This is a genomic window from bacterium (genome assembly GCA_030247525.1).
GTDB lineage: Bacteria > Electryoneota > JAOADG01 > JAOADG01 > JAOADG01 > JAOTSC01.
The window spans coordinates 23,788-43,248 of sequence record JAOTSC010000006.1 but is presented as its reverse complement, the minus strand read 5'-3'; the positions used below and the strand labels follow the sequence as shown (position 1 = coordinate 43,248).

The window sequence follows — 19,461 nt, the reverse complement described above, 5'->3', positions numbered from 1 at the left end:
AGATCCAGTGATTTGCGACGAACGTTCACTACTGAATGCTCACTTGTCACTGCAGGGGATTCAAATCTTGTCAGGAGATTATCATGGGGTACTGCATGTAAATGCTGAACGAGATGATTTTGTTTTTTTGGATCCACCTTATCACCCCGAAGATCTTGACAATGACGACTATCTGTACTCGCAGTTCCGTTTCGGTGTAAGAGACCAAATCAATCTGAGAATTGAGTTTGAACGTCTTTTGTCGATTGGTTGCAAAGTCGTGATGACTAACTCGAATACGGGGTTCATCCGGGACTTGTATCATGGCTTCGATCAAATCGTAGTCGATTCGTGTCGCCGTATCAACAGTAAAACGTCTTCACGCAAAGGTGAGGATTTGATCATTGTGCCACGAAAGCGATAGAATTGATGTGGGAAGATGGAAGTGATCAAGTGTCACAGAAGTCGAATAAGATGCTAAAAGCTACCCTAAAAACACACCCGTACTACGCTTATCAAAGTTGTGTAACTCTTGTAAAGATATAGACGTATAGTACTCTAAGCGTGTGACTGCAGAGAAGATGGCTCCCCCGCTACTTTTTGCACTGCCGGAAGTGCTTCTAAGTTCTTGTTCCGACGACCTTACCACCTGTAAGAAGGTTGGATCGGTCGTCGGAATTTTCGTTAAAATGGCATCAATCTGTCGGTCTTCTGGTCTGACACGAATGGATTGAATGAAGTGTCGGATCAGTTGTTTTCGTTCCTGTATCGGTGCCTTCGCGAAGTATTTGTGAAACCCCTTCATAAAGTCCACGGCTTCCCTGGCAACTCTGGGAATCTGAACTTGCCTTGTTGCAGTCTGTTCTTCTTTTTGCAGTAATTTCATCAAACGGACCTTATCGGCTTCCAGTTCCCTAATCTTGGGAATTGCTGTGTCGTTGTCGATGCCAGCTTCTACGACCAAATTGAATAAGCGATCAATCTTTAACTGGTTGTCAGCAATCTGGCGTTCTAAGCGTTTAAGATCGCTGTTATCGCTTGATTGAACTTGCAGGAATGCTTCGATACGTGCAGCTAGTCGATCAGCTATCACTGTACTGTCTACGATTTGCGCTACCTGTTTTATAATCGGGTCTTCAATCACTTCGCGACGAATTGTATGTCGGTCGCAAACCGACTTACCCTTGCTGTAAAAGCCACCATCGATGTAACAGTATAGGTTATCCTTGGGATACGATTTCCCGACAAAATTATTGTCGCAAGCGGTTTGTAGTGGTTCGTGGATGCCACTAATAAATGCTTCAATGTATTTTAACGTGTTGACTAAAAAACCGACGTGAACTCCTTTGTCGTGTTTACCGCGATACCCGGTTTCCCATTACCTTTTCAGTAGAAATGGTTGCCGATCTAATCCCAAGCGTTGGTTGTGGTCTGACGAATAGCCATAGGCGCAACCGCTGTCGACTAGGTTATGACCGCGCGATGTTGTGAACATTTCCAGCAGCAGTTTTCGGGTTGATTGTAGTTCGGTTGTTGGTTTCATTGGTTGATTCCTTTCGTTGGGTTGGTGTAGGCGATGCTTCAGCAAGCTTCGCATAAGTGATGCTTCAGAAGCTTCGCATAAATAGAAAAAGCCCATTGATAAATGGGCTGTGATAACGGAAAGAAAATTATGAATACGACAAAAGTGCCGTCACTGTCGTCATCGCCGTCATGGGTTAAATGGTCAACATTGCAGAAAAAATAATTCTGACCGGGGTGGGCGGAGAACGCGGCAAACATTTCTAAACAAGAATGACCAGGTGGTTGCATCAAATAAATTGAATCCAGTTTCCGTGAAGATGATCTGAATTGGAGCGTTAGTTTGCCCGATTGAACTGTCAAGGTTCGCGATAACAATAGTTTATGAATATTTATAAAAATAGACACAAATCATTGCGTGATTGAATAACTCTTCTTACCTTAACGGTACTGATGAGACGGTTCTGTTTTGTTAACGGGTCATAAGCAGTGTTAAACCTGAAGATTTGGTACTGTTTCTTAAGTTCTAATGTGAAATCCTGCGGAAACTTTCCAAACTTTATGTTCGCATTAAAGCGAACACTTGCTCATTACTCTTTTACTTAAAGCATCATCAACCTTTGAACCTCTAATTGAACACTGCCAAGCCATGGAACAGATGTTTGTTCAACAACGAAAGGAGTATTCGATGAAACATAATATTAAAGTTACCCGATTAATCGTTATCGGTCGGTTAACAGTTGTGTTGCTTTTGTCACTCAGTTCGTATGTCACTGATTGTTTTGCTCAACTTGTATACGGAGATCAAACAATTACTAATTTATCTCTCGAATGGCAAGGCGATGAAACGGTAACTTTAAATGGTCATCTGACGATTTGTGCAAATGAACAGATTCAGGATGAAGTCAGTCTTACAATTCATGCTGGATGTCAGATATTTATGGCGCCTGGTTCGATTTTAGAGTTGATTGGTGTAACCTTATCTGCAAATGGTGAAGAGGAGGATTCCATTTTTTTTCGACCTACTCTTGAAAATGGAACCGCGGGAAGGATAATAGTACGAGATTTTTCACAAACTCATCGCGGACGAGCCTTACTTACTAGATGCAGCTTTGATCGAATCGGCTCATCAGATCCTGACGAAGGGATGCTTATCGTGAGTGGTAACTGTTCACAACTTCTTATGGATCATTGTTGGGCTAGACGCATTCCAATTACAGGTATCATTTATCAGGGATTATTTATTCTTAATGAAGATACTGTTTCCAGAATATCTAATACGCGTATCGAAGGCACTTTGCAAGAAAATGACACACAAAATAGTGATGGAATCCGATTAAGCGGTCCGGACGACTTTCATCCCACTGGTATATTAGCGGAGAACATTCACATTGAGAACTTTGGGTATTCCCCTGGCAGTGAGTTGGAAGACGATCAAGGGTCTGCGATAAACCTTTCGCGAGGGACTGGACAGAATCAATATCAATTGATCATAAGAGGAAACTATCCCGGGTTACCTCTAATTCAAAACTGTGGAAACGGGATAAAAAGTATTCGAAGTCTTTGTAATATCGATGTCGACATACATCATAACGACCATACGATTCAAGAGATTACATCACTTACAGGGTGTGGTATACGAATCGATGAAACAAGAGTTATGATTAAATTACAAGATCTTGCAATTCGAAATACTGCACTTGATGGTATTCGACTTCGAACACGCAATCAAAGCAGTCGAACAATCTTTGGACCTGATTCGTTTTGTGTGATTAAGAGCAGTTTGACAAATATTGGACGATTGAGAACGGAAAATCTTACTTCACAATCTAATGGATTTGTTCTGGAAGGAGGAACATTTCACATTGACTTTTCTAACTGCTACATAGACTCTGTGTTCAACAATGGTATTCGTTTATGTTCAGTGGATGATGTGTCAGAATTTCATGGTGATGGAACAGTGTTTGATTTTGAACGTGACTTAGCATTAGGGGCAACACAATTTTATCCATTAAGTCGATCAAGGGTTTTTCCCACATTTATCCAGAATTGCGGTATTAATCAGTTCAGTGGCTTACCCCTTTTGAACCGTCCATTGGCACAAGCTGATGAGCGACATGGCGTGAGAATTTCAACGCCACAAGATGTAGAAATTGGTAGACACTCTCTTGATAAAATTAGGTTTTTTGACGTTGGCATTGGGAATAACGCACTAGCAGGTATTGCAATTCGGGGAAAGGGAATCCGAATAAACGACTCTGTGTTAACTGACGACAGATTCCCCTTTAATCCGGGTCGTTTGGAAGTTGTTGGGTGTGCTATCGATAGCAATCGCTGTGGAATAGAGATTACCGATAACAACCACGATCTTTTGATTGAATCTCACTATGTGGGGAATAATCATGGTCGAACCGTATCAACTTCTATCAATTGTAACGCTACTTCTGGCATCTTAGTTACTCCAAGTACCGGATCATCAACAATCATTGACACTGTGCAAATTGCATTACTGAATGATGCTGGATCGAGTTTCTTCATTTCACGCAACACGAATAGTTGTATCCGATTTACCGAATCCGACGCTAGTAATATTTCCGGTTTTAAGAACTGTCGTCTGAAAAGCATCGGTGGTGTAAAGTACGAAGGTTACAGGTTTGTCAACTCAGCGTTAACCGGAAACGGTATAAGCTTGGAATCGGACTATGCCGATTCCAATTGGATAAGCATTGTTCCAAGCCAAGGACAATTTTGGGTAACTGAACCTAGTATTCCTTGTTTTCCTCCTAACCCACCAGCGAGAGTTATTCTTTATGGATTTCCTGAGATATTCTACAACAATGATCATGGGATCTATATGCTGGGCAAAGGAAATACTCTTTACTGTGCTAGCGGTGCAATTCATAGCAATAGCGATAATGGAGTTATGCTTGACGAAAGGGCAACATCTTCTACAACTCGAGATTCATTAGGTTGGCACACGGTGCGTTTTGATGGTTGTAAAATCTACGCCAATGGTACGAACGGAATACTTGTGCAATCTACCGGTGGACGCGGGTATCCACGCTCTAATTTTGGTGGAACGACGATTGTTTTAGAAGGTGATTCGATCTATGCAAATGCCACTCTTCAAGCTGCTCATGCAGGTGTATGGATCGACGAAGCAGGCGGATTTGCAAAACTTACCAATTGCTATCTGTCGGGAGTCCAATTTCCGCATGTCACACAACCGAGATACCAGTATTTTGGTTTTCGCGAATCAAGCGTGGTACACCTTGATTCAATCATAGGTGGATACTTTACGAAGCACATTTCCAATGGTGTAACCATTGACGCCAATGCGTATGGAGTAACTTTAGTCACAGGTGCCAGCGGTCAGAAGGTCAGACTTCTTCCCGATACTACTCGTGTCATCGGTGCTGGTCCTGTGTTTGAAGAAAATGGCAGCTCCGGTTTACTGATCGATGGTCAAAATCAAAACCGTCACCACAAAATCCATTTGCGCGCCGCTTCCTTCTTGTTGAATAATGAAAGTGGAGTTTCGATAACCACAGGAGTTGAAAAAGTCGAAGTAAATTCCTGTCGATTCTACGCCAACGGTGCGCAACCGATTTCCAACACAGATGCAAATATTCGAATCGTTTCGGAAATTATTCCCGATTCCTTATATATATTTGCTAACGAAATCTTTGGGTCTTGGAATGGAATTACTTCCTCCTTGTACCCTCACATACTTGCTCAGAACATTTTTTACAACAACAAGAATATGGCGGTTTCGATTACTACTACTGCGCAAACATTTGAACCGATTATCAGGAACAACACCGTTCTAAATGATGAGACAGGAACCGGCGGTGGTTTTCAGTGTGTTGCTTTTCCCGAAAACGGTACAATCGACGATAATATTGTGTCAGTATATGTTGGGAATCCTTACCACTGTTTTGATGTTCAGCCAGGAAATTCAAATGTTCGATACAACATCGCTTGGTGTAACCGAGATACAACCCAAGACTGGAGTACACTGACAAACGGTTTTCAACAAGGCACTAACATCAACGGGAACCCCCATCTCTTCAATCCGACACCCCGACATTTTTTGATGTACCGATTCCATTTAATATTCCCTTCCGCTGCATTCAACGCTGGAGACCCCGATCTAAGAGATGCGAATGGTACGAGAATAAACATCGGCGCATTTGGCGGCAATCGGCGATTACTTCCAATAGCAAAAAACTGGCGAGCAGAGCACATGAACTTATTATTCCCGAATAATGAAGAGGATGGCAGGATTCACCTATCGGGCACATTAGTCGGTGAGGAGTACCAAGCTTTTTCCACGTGTGTTGTCGACGAAAATGATGTGTTGTACGTCGAACCGGGAGTAGACATCTGGTTTGCAAACATGTCGCGGATTGCAACACAGCAAACCCAAACCGATCCCGACAGTTTTATTTTAAAAGGTTCATTGCAGGTTGGCGACTCACCCGACTACAATCTATTGCAGTTCCAAAACTATGATAATGGCGCATTAGACAGCATGTGGTTTAGACTTCGATACGGTCGTTGGGTAGAGAGTTCACCGAGCGGAAACTTTGTTTGCGATACTACTACGAAAACCTGGTATGGAATGGTTGTTGAACCAACGGGAAATTTTGGTGAGAACCGTTTCGAAAAACTGTGGATCGACGGGGCTATCTACGGACTGCAATTAACCGGGTACTCCAATCAAGAGGCGAACCCGGTATCATTTCATAATTTACGTATCATTGGCGTCGGCAATGGCATGGGAGGTCCCACCGGCAATTTGGCTCCAAAGTCGCTGTACATCAAACATCGCAGGTTAACGGTTACTGGACTCGAGATGTATCCCTTCAGTAAAGGAGTTTTTTATTCGTTTGGGATATTCGCGGAACGCGACATTACTCCCAACGCGCCATCGACCTACGTCAACATTGACTCAGCATTGATAAAAAAATACCGTCATTCTTTATCCCAAGCAAGCAATTTTATCGTAGCTCGCAACTTGGGTAAAGACCCGATTCTAAACGATGGCAACTCATTCATTTTGAAACACTCGAAGTTAATCGGATACAATCGATCGGCTGTAATAGACTATGATACCTGTAATGGGATTTATTTAATAAACACGAACTTCAAGCTTGAGCGGGATACCGTGATTGGAATGACGCATGCAAACGCGCTTAAGTTGTCTTCCATTCCGTTAAACGACTGGAATCGAAATCGAATCGATTCCTGCCGATTCTCGGGATCGACCGAACGTGAAAACGCAAGCAATTCGCTCTTGCGTGGGAATGGAATGTTACTGAAGTATGCATTTCCTATCATTACCGAATGCGATATCGACAGTAATTACTCGAATGGCGTTCTGAGTTATTGGACATCAAATCCAATCTTCTTCGGACGCCCCGGTTATCGGGGCAGCAGGATATTCGATAACGTACGTACTACAAACGATCCTCTAACATCTTTGCAGCCAGCACAGTATTATCACTTTGTCGCTGAGGAAGGAAATACACCAGCACCAACGATTGCTTGGAATAGCATCTACTATACCGATCCAGTCGAGAGACCCCAAAATGAATATCGAGATCAATACGTTATTCGAAACCCGTGCGATGGTGAAAACATCCCTGATGCATACAAGTTCACCGGGGTTTGGTGGGGAACGAATGAGGACATCAGTTCGAGATTTTCTGGACATGATGGAACTAATCTTATTGCATTGATTCCACCGAATGAATTATATCGGAACCGATTGACTCGAGCGCCAATCGACTACCCACGAGCCGACTCAGCGATGGATATGTTTCAAGATGTCGCAACGGGAGATTATGCCACTGCTGCTTCCCGGTTGTCGAACATGATCAACGACGAAACATTGCTTTGGTCGCAGCGGGCGCATGCCGTTCCATTACTGTTTGGTGTAAATGAACGTCGGGGTTGGACTTACACGCAAAACTATACACTATGGGATAGCCTACAGGCACGCTTTGAAGGAACGGATATGTTTCCGGTGGTTCGAAATTACAAGCCATTATTGGAACTATTACACGATAAACCGGAAGAAGCATACGCAACTTATCAGCAGTTCCAGCTTTTTCCCCTCTGTTTTGAGGATTCGGTTGCTGCAGTGATTGCGATGCTCGAATTAGACCCGGTGATGGGTCCGGAAAACAAGCGCGGCGACGCGTTCCGCGATCAAGCCATTGTTGCGAATCTTCGGAAGGTTGAAGAGTTGGAGGATTTACTCGTCACTCACCGAGTTCGAAACCGACAAACTACGCAAGTAGCGCTACCTTTGCAATTTGAACTCCGAAATCCCTACCCTAACCCATTCAATTCTGTTTTGCAGTTTCACTTTACGCTTCCTTCTGCTGGAGTTACTCAGTACATTATCTTCGATGGTTTAGGGAGAGAGGTGTTTCATCGAACGATGGGTAATCTGCAAGCAGGCAAATATTTAGCGAGTTGGAACGGAACGAATGCGTCGCAGATTCCTGTCAGCTCCGGCGTCTACTTTCTGAAACTGCGCAGCGGCGATTTTGAAGCGGTCAAAAAAGTTATTCTGCTTAAATAGAAAGTGGAATTGGTTATGAATCGTTCGTTTATTGTCCTCGTATTTCTGCTTTGTGGAGCGGCAACTGCCGCTCCGCGCTGGGGCGACGACTTCGATTGGCAAGGGGATACGCTTCTTCATCACACATTCAGTTCCATGCAGTCGGGGATTTCGTTTCGCGATACAGTACTGATTTCGACCCGAGGTGGGCTTATCGCTTTCCGTGTCGCGGCACCCGACTCCTTTGAACAGTTGTTTCACATTTCCATTCCTCCTTACTCTTCGGGAATCCCGCTGCGCATCGGAAACCGGATCTATAACGGTTGGCCGAATTCCAAATTTGACTGGAACGGCGATAATCCTCCCATTTATGACGGCGCGCTACGTTCGGGATTGGTGTTGCCTACTATTAATTCCATCAGTTTCAATAGTAACTACTTGGGGAATAATGGGTTTGGATACGGTCCATATTATGCCCCCGTCATTGTAGGCGACCGGGTACTTTATTCGCAATACATTCTTTCCCTGGACACATTAGGCATATTAAACCAAGTCGCCGTCGATAGCGGTGTTTGTGAATGGTGCTATCTCGGAAGATACGCCTATGGAACGAAGTTCGCCAGAAATCAACTGGTTGTTTGGGATCTTGCTGCTTCGCCGCCGCAACGAGTGTTTCAAGATACGTGCCTTACGAGTGGTTTTCCCCGAATTTTTAACGATACGTTAGTGACAATTAAAGCGAACCTTTGGCAAAGCTGGTCATTGTCTAATCCTGCGCAACCAGCCGCTATCCGTATCGATACCCTACCCAAAACCTTGTTTTGGTTAGAACAGGAGATTTCCGACAGTGTGTATTTGGGTTGGGGAGGTTGGTATCCAGGCAGCGGAGCAGTGCAGACGAGCGCTTTTCTCTTTCGCCTGTCGCCGAGTGTAACTGCACCGATCGTGATTGATTCCTTGCCGCTCTATACTTTTACCGAATATGGCTTAGACTTTTCGAATCCCGGACCTTTTCAAAGCATTCGGACAAGGTATGGTTGGATTTGGGATAACAGAAGTGGACAAATCATCGGTTTGCAGAAAGTCGTTCGCAACGACCGGGTCGTCTTGGATACGCTCTGGTTCCATAACCAACCGAACAGTCTTTCGGTTCTACCCAGTGAAGGGTTGAGTAGCTCAACCCTTCAACTTGTGGAGCGCGAGCAAAATCGAGTGATATTAAAAACAATTTATGGTCTATCTAGTTCTGATTCGGGAATGTTCATCGAACGAAACCCGATTACGAACCGGTGGGATTTTGTCAAGATACCACCTCGTGTACGGGCCATCGATGGAAATCGACTCTTTTCCTGCGGGGTTCCCGGAGACTCCAATTACATCCGGATCGGTACGCGAAATGGGAATTCCTGGCAGTTCGATACATTACGCTTTCAACCCGGACGTTCGCAACGACCGATGCCATTTTATTTTAGAGGAAGCAATCTTATTTGTCGGAGTAATCTCGCGAATCGTTGTGACCTCTACACGATTATTGGCGATTCCGCAATATGGGATACTTCCTTGGTCTACGATAACAACTATGCATACATGTATTCGTTAAAGCAACCAATCGTCTGGCGAGATAATTCATTGGTTTTTGGAAGGCTTGAAGGCAATAAACTGGACTGGTATCGAAAAGTCGACGGGAGGTGGCAGTTTGTCGAACAACTGACGACACCAACTCATGCCTATGAAAATGCATATTTTGATTTTTGTACTGATCTGGATACTCTCGCTTTGTACGACCACTCGTTGTTTGGAATTCGCGCCGATGGAACCCCTTACTTCTATCGAACTTTAACGCCGCTGCTTGAACAATTGGGACCCCAGCAGCCCGGCGGACACATTTACATCGATATTAATGAAGCAACAATGACAGTAGGATGGCGCAGTAGAGTTTTCGTTTTTGAAATGCTACCCGAGCGATTTGAGTATCGTGGATTAATCATTGCCCCAACACACTCGCTAAACTTATTTGCTGTTGAAAACTCGTCAGGTATACTATTATCTATAATGTCTTTAGGTTCATTAGCAGATTGTTTCAGTAAATATTCGATTCCACCTTATTCTTCGATTGTCGATGAATCTTCAGCGCTTCCAGTTTCTTTCCAGCTTGGCGATCCCTTTCCCAATCCATTTAACCAAACGGTAATCCTCCCCTATACTCTCCCGATGCGAGGCATTGCTGAGTTGTGTATCATCGATATCCTAGGACGCGAAGTCTTTAATAAGCAAATCGGTCCCTACCCAGCAGGAACCTATCTAACAAACTGGAATGGAAAATCAAACAAAGGAGATTTTGTCAGCTCCGGTGTCTACTTTCTGAAACTGCGCAGCGGCGATTTTGAAGCGGTCAAAAAAGTTGTTCTGCTGAGATGACTCTTCTTTATTGCTTGACAAAGCATGGATTCTCTGTTTTATATATCTGAAAGAGCTAATCTTTTGTGAGTTTTCTTTGTATCTACGATTTTTAATGCACTAATTGCATTGCTCAGAAATAATGACGCATGTGTGCATTGAGGCGCAAACCAATGAGACGAATTTATCTCATTTCAGAAACGTAATGTGATATTGATCAAGCCCCCATTTTATGTACCATTGTCTATGCCACACTTTTGCTCACTGGGTGACCTCTTAATAGCCGAAACCAATCCCTTAAGAATAACAAACCAGGTTATGACAAACGGAAAGAATTGGATTGCTAAAGGGTAAAAAACAACCCGTATCACTGTTGCGATACGGGTTGACGTTTTGGTGTTGGTGATCAGTATAGTATCACCGGTTGTGAATGGTTTACTAACGACCGTCGTCGGCACCTGATATTAGACTGTCGTAGCGTTCACGGTCCTTGTCATAAGATTGTTTCAGTACTTCGTTACCGTTTGCATCGATGACGGAAGCATTGTCACCTGTTGTGTCAGGGAGATTTGGGAACCGTCCGAAAAAAAACGGGATTGGAAGCCCGTAACCACCCGTAGGGCTGCCGGCAGCCCCCCGGCCAAATCGAACCCGGCGGACGGAATACGCTGGGTTACACACACACCGAATGACTCTGTTTCGTCTTCATGAGATACCCTGTCATACAAAAAGATCAACAGGGGATTACTTAGATTTCGAAATTGTATGTTCCATGACACGATGTTGCTCTAACAACAACTTTTCGCGTTCTTGATAAAGCCGAACATACTCTACCGAGTCGGAAGTTGAAGCGAGTTTTCGGTCGATTACCGCAAGTTGCATGAATTGTTGGTGGAGAAGTAATGCGATTTCCGATATATTGTCAGGTGACACATGCTTCAATCTGGAATACTTCGAATTGTTTCTTATTAAATTGTCGAGAATATGTAAGTCAGGAGGGATCGGACGCAGGGTGGGATTTTTCTTCAAACGCTGAATCTCATCATTGCTTAATTGTTCGAACGTTTGTCGGAGTTGTCGAACATATAGATTCGAATCGGGAAAGATTTCAGGTAGCGTTAGATATGAGGTTGTTGGAAAACTGATTGTAGCCAAATCGGCGCACATAGCAGAAACCGGAATCTTCATATCTCCATGTGTTTCTGTATTAAATCTAGTTTTACTGAGATTCTTCTTTCTTTCGGCTTCCTGTTCCCAATGCTCCCGCTCGGATTTGGCGTGTCGCCTTGCGTCGATTTGTTCTCTGGGTAGATAAAGCGAGTCGCGGATTTTCTGCTCGATCATTTCTCGATTGGGTTCTAAAACGATTGTGTCCTTGTCAACATAAAAATACTCGACTCCTCGCAGATTTATAGGGTCTTCGTATGTGTAGTAATCAGACTGTAATCCGGATGCGTTGAAATAATAATTGATTCGATAGATACCAGGATTGTTGATCTGAAGAAGCAGCGATTCACGATGCTCACAATTGCCCTCTGATGTGATAACACCTTTCCAATGTAAATTTCCACTGATCAATTCGACCCCGGCAGGAAGATGAACATCAAGCGAAGCTTTATTTGCTTGGCAAGGGAGATATGCTTCGACAACGATTTGAAATGGTACTCCCGCTTTTCGCGATTCGATATATGTACTACACGACAACCCATACAATTGTGATCTAGGTTTCGCGTACACATCGGAAATGAACAAAAGGTGTGGTAGTAAAAACGCAAGACCAACAACGAAGAGCATAACTTTTCGATACATGACATCTCCTTACCAGCAAGGGACACTAACCTCCCTTTTATGCGGCGTTTGCCGCACCGGGTCGATTTCAAATCGACCCGTTTTAAAACGGGCTTGGAAACCCGTAACCACCCAAGTCAGGCAGGATTGCCTAACCTCCAACTACGGGCGGACGTGGGAGTCCGCCCCTACCCCAACACTATAACCCATCACCTTACACCTTACACCCTACACCTTTCCCCAGCATGAAATTGTTACTCCCGAAAAATGTGGGCGACCCCGGCTTGCGCGGTCGGCATGACGACCAATGCGTTGATATTGACGTGGGGAGGGCGGGTAGCGGCAAATAAAACGGTTTCTGCAACATCTTCCCCAACCAATGGCTGGATGCCGGTATAGGCGGTTTTCGCCCGTTTATCGTCGCCCCGGAACCGGACATAGGAAAATTCCGTTTCGACTAATCCGGGATCGATACTGGTGACGCGAACCCCCGTACCGAGTGTATCGATTCGCATTCCCTTGTTCAGAGCGCGGACAGCATGTTTCGTCGCACAGTAGACATTTCCCATCGGGTAGACTTCGTACCCGGCGATACTGCCGATGTTAATGACATGTCCGCTTTTCCGTTCGACCATCCCGGGGAGCACGGCGCGCGAAACATACAACAACCCTTTGACGTTGGTATCGATCATCTCTTCCCAATCGTCGAGTTTCCCATCCTGTAGTTTATCGAGTCCCCGCGACAGCCCGGCGTTATTGATCAGAATATCGATATTGCGCCATGCTTCGGGTAATCCGTCGATGGCGGCTTGTACGGCTTTCTGCTTACGAACGTCCAGCTCGAACCAATGAACGTCGACGCCATCAAATTTCAGTTCCGCCGCCAGTTTCGCCAACCGCTCGTTACGGCGCGCAGTTAACAACAACCGAGCGCCTTCGCGGGCAAATACCCGGGCACACGCTTCACCGATCCCGGCAGATGCGCCGGTTATGAAAACGTTTTTTCCTGCCACCGCTGGCATGCTACCTCCCAAGATTTTCTTTTATTGTTTTGCTTCAATATAAGATAGCGGGCGTACCTTGAAAATTGCATTGATGTCCAGTTGCATTAAAAGGAAGAGATCGCCACGTCACTGCGCATGTACAAGGTTACATGCTTCATTCCTCGCGAAGACAAATAGAACAGGCGCTCAGTGAGAGCGCCTATTCACGTGGTTTACAAACAATAGCTTAGCGTCGCGGTAATGGGCAACCGGCAGTGACCATGTTACGAACAAGCTCCGAATTCAAAAAGTCGTGCGGGAAACCCAATTCGACTTTCGTTTCCTCATCGAGCCGTTTCATCTGTTCGGAATTGAGGGTAATTGATAGCGCACCGAGATTGTCGAGCAGTTGCGCTTCCGTTCGAGCGCCAAGAATGGGAATCATATTGCCGGATTGTTGCCGCAGCCACGCTATCGCCACCTGTGATGCAGTACAACCAATTTCGTGAGCAACTTCGGCGATGACATCGGCAATCTGCAATTTCTTTGTATCGGTTCGGGTCGGCGACATCGTAACGTGCAAGCGTGACATTTCTTTCGTTTGCTTGTTGTACTTCCCGGTTAACAAACCCGATCCGAGAATACCCCACGGTGTTACCGTCATCCCGAATGCTTTTGCCATCGGCAAGAGGTCGCGTTCCGGTGTCCGCTCCGCCAAGCTATATTGAATCTGCAGTGCGATGAACGGCGCCCAGCCGCGAAGCGTCGCAATCGTATTCGCCTGTGATACAATCCACGCCGGGGTGTCCGAAATGCCGATGTAGAGCACTTTTCCCGACCGGACTAAATCATCAAGTCCGCGCATCACTTCACCGACCGGCGTTGTGAAATCCCACGCATGAAGCCAATAGAGATCGATATAGTCGGTGTTTAAACGTTTCAAACTCGCTTCAACCGACTGCATCATATTCTTCCGGTGATTGCCGCCGCTGTTGGGATCACCCGGTTTGGAACTGAGTGAATACTTGGTGGCGAGGACGAACCGCTCACGGTCGCTGCGAATGAAATCGCCGCAATACTTTTCGCTGGTTCCCTCGGTGTAGCGGTTTGCCGTGTCGATAAAGTTACCACCGGCATTCGCAAAGGTGTCGAATACTCGTTTGCTCTCTTCGTAGGAGGAACCCCATCCCCACTCTTCGCCAAAGGTCATTGTTCCGAGACATAATTCGGAAACGCGCATTCCGCTGCTTCCCAGTAAAGTGTGCTTCACGATGTCTTTCCTTTTTGTTATAATAACCCGATAGCGCGGAGGTCTTCCCGCGGTTCGTCGTAACTGCAACTGCCGATTGACTGAAACATTTTCCGCGCTTGTTCGATTTGTTGTAAGGTTACCGAGTACTCGCCCCAACGCATACTTTCCCAAGCGAATGTGAACTTGCTATGGTCGCTATCGGTTAGCATTTCCGCAATTTTTTTCTCCGAATCGATGTGGTGCGTGGCAGTGAGAACCGTTGCGGCAAACAGATTGATAAAACCGTGGGGTTCCTCGCGTTGCGCATTGTAGAACGGATGGTGCAGCCCTTGCGTTGCCTTAAATAGCACCGGTGTTGGCGAATTGGCAACGAGCTTTATCACCGAAGCAATGTTGAAGGCAGTGGGCGGCGTTTTCCCGCCACATCGAATTTTGATACCGACGCGAATGTCTTTCCCGGATTGGATGAGAAATTGTTGCATCGCCGCCAACTCTTTCACAAATACATCGATCTGACTATAGGTAATCGTACCGCTGTCGATGGGAAACTCAAAGAAGACCCGCAACGGTTCCGGTTGCGCCAACAAGACACTCACCATTCGCTCGCCCATCGTCGATGGCGAGGATAACAGGGGATGTACCCGATGGAAATGAACGATTTCGCTTGCGATTTCCTGTGACAATTTCGCTTCGTAGGATTCGATATGTAAATCGTGCGGATGCGATTCGCTCAGCATTGGTAAGTAGCTCAATTCTTTTGCGAGTTCATCGACCGAGGTAACCTCGCCACTTGCTTCGCCGCCGATGGTTGTAACACGAACCGGGTGGTGGTGTTGCGGATCGCGCGACATCGTGTCGCAAAACGGTGCGAACAATTTTAATGGCAGAATGAACCGCGCGAGCAACCACGAGTCATTCGTGGCGCGATATTGCAAGTAGTTTGCAAACGCCTCTGGAAACGGCAATTTCGCCGGTGGAAAAAGTCCAGCATAATCGATACTGTCGCGTAAGAGTGCTTCTAAAGATTTGATCATTACGTTTCCTTTACATTCCTCTTCGGTAGTGCTGGTAGCCGCGGGCTTTAGCCCGCGTTTTACCATCCGAGAATATCAATGAACGCAGGCTAAAGCCTGCGGCTACCGAACGGTGTCACGTTTTGTTAATTGGTTTTCCGCCAAGTACATCGAACAGATCAACTCCAATCGATCCAGAGTAAGGATACTGATTCCACTCACTCACAATTTCTTTTCGCACCGGATTTTCTAAAATGTACCGGATGTGGTTTGTAATACTGTGATCTTTCCAGTGAAGGTGGTCGTAAAATCCTTTTTGCAGCTGAACCTCTTTAGCATTCTGTGAGAACCAATAACCGGATTTTTGTTTAAAGTTAATGACAGCCTTCTTAAGGTCTGATTGCTCTTGTTGTCCAGCCAACATAAAGTGTAAATGATCAGGCATAAAGCAGTATACCGGTACGATACAATTTTGTTTTAGAGATGCTTCCGATAGAAAAAGAATAAGTGTCCCAATAGTCTCGTGATTGTAATACTGGCTTAACATTCCATGGCAACAAATTGTCACGGACATCATTTTGTAGCCAGTGTAGTATTCTCGATGGAGTCGATGCCTTTTCTCTATCACCATCTGCCAAACCTGTATAAGATTTTCTTGGTAGCCGCGGGCTTTAGCCCGCGTTTTACCATCCGAGAATATCAATGAACGCAGGCTAAAGCCTGCGGCTACCAATGCGTTTGTTAATACTTACAACTACCCGTAACGCAGGCTAAAGCCTGCGGCTACCACCAATGCTGTGAAAATTCAATTCGTTAACGCATATACCAACAAATTGGTACCCATCTGCAATGCCGCCTGCCGCACCGGTTCCGGATCGTGGTGGACGTCAGGGTCTTCCCACCCGTCGCCAAGGTCGCATTGATAGGTGTAATACACAGCCAACCGACCATCGATCCACCAGCCAAATCCCTGAGCCGGTTTGCCATCGTGTTCGTGGATTTTCGGTGGTCTGCCGTCGGCAAACCGGAACGGTTTCTGATAGATCGGGTGATCGGCGGGAACCTCTTTCAGGTCCTGTTCGGGAAAGACCTTTTTCATTTCCCGGCGAAACGAACCATCCAAACCGTAATTATCGTCGGCATGGAGAAAGCCCCCCGCTTCGAGCCAGTCCCGCAGATTGCGCGCCTCTTCGGTAGTAAGCGCGATGTTGCCGTGTCCGGTGATGTAGAGATAGCGGTACCGCCATAAATCCGGCGAATCGAGCATCACGGTCGCTGCCCGCTCGGCACAGGCGAGATTCGCCTTGGATTTTGCAAAGGCGAGTAGATTCGGTAATGCGGAGGGATTGGCATACCAGTCACCGCCACCACTGTACTTGAGTTGAGCGATGACGAACTCGCCGGGCTGCGCTTCGATTTGCTTGGGTGTCGGGCGTGGCACTTGGGCATAACAAAGCCACATCTGCGTTAAGAGCAGAGTTACTGCGCCTCCGACCGGCAACCATCGACGGAGCTTATTCATATTTCTTAACATAGTGATTTTGAACCAACGCTACGCGTAATCATTCTAACGGGTTTATGCTGTGAGATAAAGTTAATCTGCGAATTGGGTGTAACGTGCCCTTCCGCGCAGAACTTGTGCAACCAATTTCCGTTTCGACTCATCCAATAATACGAGACGAAGCGGCTGATGTTTTTGATCGGCATTCATTGCGAGCGCATCCGGCTGCACGCGGTTAATCTAACAGATGCAACGGCTGTCGTACAAGCAGTGTACGAACAATATTACTCTCCCGTTTTCTTTTTCTGATGAAAATCCATTGGAAACACTTGCTACGCTCTCTGGAAATCCGTAGCTTTCCGAAAATGAAGCCCACTGCGGAGGAAGCATGATTACCACTACGTTACGTCACCATTCGATCCAAATTCTACTCAGTTTGCTCGTACTGGGAATCACCGGCATCACCTTTGCCCAAGCCCCGGAAGCTGCACAACGCGAACCGCTCCGGGTAATCGATATGCCGACTGCCGGTATCAATCACCGCTCCGAATTCAATTCCGACCTTCGGATTTATCCCGAAGGGGGCATTCAGTTGCAAATGGGGATCGGCTTGTTCCGCCGCTTTATGATGGGTCTCTCCTATGGCGGCACCAATGTTGTCGGACGTGGCAATGTCGAAGGGAATAAGCAGCCGGGCGTGCTCGTGAAGTATCGATTGTGGGAAGAAACTGAAGCGTTCCCGGCGATTGTCGGCGGATACGACAACCAAGGTGCTGGACGCTGGAGCGATTCCTTGAACCGATTCGAGTACAAGTCGCCCGGTCTTTTTATCGTTGCCTCGAAGAATTTTGGGTTCGGTGGCGATAAGAACCTCGGACTCCATGCGATGGTCAATTGGAATAGCACCGAGACCGAAGACGACCGCGGGATGAGCGGCTCGCTCGGCTGTGACGTTTCGCTGAACGAGGAATTGGTGTTGCTCATGGAATACAATGCCGCGCAGGACGACTTCAAAAAAGTCAATGGCAATTACTTATCGCTCGGTCGCGGTCGCGGATATCTGAATGGCGGCGTCCGGTGGGCAATCGGGAAAATCTATCTCCAATTCGAATTCAAGGATTTGATGGGGAACCGGGTAAATAATCCGGGCGGCGCCGACCGTGCCTTCACGATTAGTTATGCCGAAGATATCAAGTGGTAGTTTTTGCTTTGATGGAGTAATTTAACCGGCAAATTCTAAACGAGTTTGCCGGTTAAATTTTGATTTTCTATATTAAAAAAGCAGTTAGCCTCGTGTAATTATTTTATCAAATTATTAAATAACACTAAAATGTTACTCTAAAGTTTAGCTTAAATGCATCGCTGAAAGGTTCAACAACAGGTGTAATCGAAATCGACGATTGTTTTTTTGTCTTCGCTCTTGGTTTGTCACTTGATGTATACGAAAAGTCAGAAGGAAGTATGAATCCGAACGAGAATCCTGCTAAAAGCCAACGGTAAGAAGTCTTTTCCATTTTCTTCCACTTCAACTTTGAAACGTCGAAGTCGTACTTCGATGCTTCAAAAAAAAGGTTGAATGCAAATGCCGCTCCTGCAGCACCACACCCATTCGTGTAGCGTTGCTGTATTGTGAATGAGGTGTCTCGATGAAAATAGGAAGAGTCAATACGATAGACATCTTTTTTTTTTACTACGTATCTATTGACAAAAGCTCTAAGAGAATCTGCCCGGTCACGACTAGGAGGGTGATCCATGAATGATCGTCCAATATCAACAGAGTCTTTCTTGCTTACTCTTTCCCAAAGCTCAAATGCACTGTTAGGATTGTAACCGGTTTTGGTAAGAATCACAACTGCATCAGCATCTGCTGTCATTTCTTGATCACGGGTATAACCATTATTCATTAAATTGATAAAGGCTTTGTGCTGTTCCATTGGTGCATTTTTTAAGGCTAATGCACTAATCAAGATTGACAGCCCAAATGCTCTCGCTTTTGCAGAACCGTGTTTACGGTTGTTGTGAGATATTTCATGAGAAAGAACGGTGGCTAACTCATCTTTTGTTTGTACATCTTCTATCAAGTTAGTATAAAGACAAATCAAATCAGGTTCTGACAAACCAGCACTAGCAAATGCGTTCCAGGACTTGCTCTTAAGAACAAAGATTTCAGTGTTTTTTAAGTAGCCTCGAGACGATAACTGATTTATCACTTCTTTGAGTGTGTCTGCTTTATACCCATTATAGTCAGCTAGTTTCCAATAAATTGTATCCCCTAGTTGTCTTGATACAATTTTCATTAAACTGTCGGGGGTTAGAGCGTACTCAACTGAATGCTTATTGTCAGAGGTTTGCTTGTCACTCGGAAGCGCAGGCTTAACAAGTGTTACAATAGCTATCAGTGATAGAAACAGCAGTTGCAAGTAAGGCATTTTTTTTGAAAATGGGGGACACTA

The 19,461-nt window shown here is 45.6% G+C and carries 13 protein-coding genes; 4 read left to right on the top strand and 9 right to left on the bottom strand.

The annotated features are described in order from the left end of the window. The coding region (locus OEM52_01410) for a DNA adenine methylase (GenBank protein ID MDK9698796.1) at nt 1–403 on the top strand (403 nt) is incomplete at its 5' end. A 60-nt stretch (nt 404–463) separates the two neighbouring features. Here the strand turns inward: OEM52_01410 and OEM52_01405 are convergent. Both OEM52_01405 and OEM52_01400 read right to left on the bottom strand, forming a co-directional pair. Then, a complete protein-coding gene (locus tag OEM52_01405; GenBank protein MDK9698795.1) occupies nt 464–1,123 on the bottom strand; it encodes a hypothetical protein in 660 nt (219 codons plus the stop codon). A gap of 234 nt (nt 1,124–1,357) precedes the next feature. Further along, nucleotides 1,358–1,522 (bottom strand): hypothetical protein, encoded by a 165-nt coding sequence (locus tag OEM52_01400; protein MDK9698794.1) that lies wholly within the window; start codon nt 1,520–1,522, stop codon nt 1,358–1,360. A gap of 666 nt (nt 1,523–2,188) precedes the next feature. Here OEM52_01400 and OEM52_01395 point away from each other — a divergent pair. Next, nucleotides 2,189–8,095, top strand: a complete 5,907-nt coding sequence (locus tag OEM52_01395; GenBank protein ID MDK9698793.1) for a T9SS type A sorting domain-containing protein — start codon at nt 2,189–2,191, stop codon at nt 8,093–8,095. 15 nt (nt 8,096–8,110) lie between these two features. Next, nucleotides 8,111–10,492 carry a T9SS type A sorting domain-containing protein gene (locus OEM52_01390; protein MDK9698792.1) on the top strand — a complete coding sequence of 794 codons (2,382 nt, stop codon included), beginning with the start codon at nt 8,111–8,113 and terminating at the stop codon, nt 10,490–10,492. Between the two features lie 723 nt (nt 10,493–11,215). Here OEM52_01390 and OEM52_01385 read toward each other — a convergent pair. The 6 genes from OEM52_01385 to OEM52_01360 form a co-directional block, all read right to left on the bottom strand. Further along, complete coding sequence (locus tag OEM52_01385; protein ID MDK9698791.1) at nt 11,216–12,280, bottom strand: hypothetical protein; 1,065 nt, start codon at nt 12,278–12,280, stop codon at nt 11,216–11,218. 233 nt (nt 12,281–12,513) lie between these two features. Next, nucleotides 12,514–13,281, bottom strand: coding sequence for an SDR family oxidoreductase (locus tag OEM52_01380; protein MDK9698790.1), 768 nt, complete (start codon nt 13,279–13,281; stop codon nt 12,514–12,516). A gap of 208 nt (nt 13,282–13,489) precedes the next feature. Further along, nucleotides 13,490–14,512 (bottom strand): aldo/keto reductase, encoded by a 1,023-nt coding sequence (locus tag OEM52_01375; GenBank protein MDK9698789.1) that lies wholly within the window; start codon nt 14,510–14,512, stop codon nt 13,490–13,492. Nucleotides 14,513–14,529: 17 nt separating this feature from the next. Further along, nucleotides 14,530–15,528: a hypothetical protein gene (locus OEM52_01370; protein MDK9698788.1), complete on the bottom strand. Its 999-nt coding sequence runs from the start codon at nt 15,526–15,528 to the stop codon at nt 14,530–14,532. 115 nt (nt 15,529–15,643) lie between these two features. Continuing rightward, on the bottom strand, nt 15,644–16,054 hold the full coding sequence (locus OEM52_01365) for a transposase (protein ID MDK9698787.1): 411 nt from the start codon (nt 16,052–16,054) through the stop codon (nt 15,644–15,646). A 258-nt stretch (nt 16,055–16,312) separates the two neighbouring features. Continuing rightward, nucleotides 16,313–17,029 (bottom strand): DUF4159 domain-containing protein, encoded by a 717-nt coding sequence (locus tag OEM52_01360; protein MDK9698786.1) that lies wholly within the window; start codon nt 17,027–17,029, stop codon nt 16,313–16,315. A 367-nt stretch (nt 17,030–17,396) separates the two neighbouring features. Here OEM52_01360 and OEM52_01355 point away from each other — a divergent pair, with 367 nt between their 5' ends. After that, nucleotides 17,397–18,209 (top strand): YjbH domain-containing protein, encoded by an 813-nt coding sequence (locus OEM52_01355; protein MDK9698785.1) that lies wholly within the window; start codon nt 17,397–17,399, stop codon nt 18,207–18,209. A 124-nt stretch (nt 18,210–18,333) separates the two neighbouring features. Here the strand turns inward: OEM52_01355 and OEM52_01350 are convergent, their stop codons facing one another. Continuing rightward, a complete protein-coding gene (locus OEM52_01350) occupies nt 18,334–19,437 on the bottom strand; it encodes a M48 family metallopeptidase (GenBank protein MDK9698784.1) in 1,104 nt (367 codons plus the stop codon). Nucleotides 19,438–19,461: the final 24 nt, after the last annotated feature.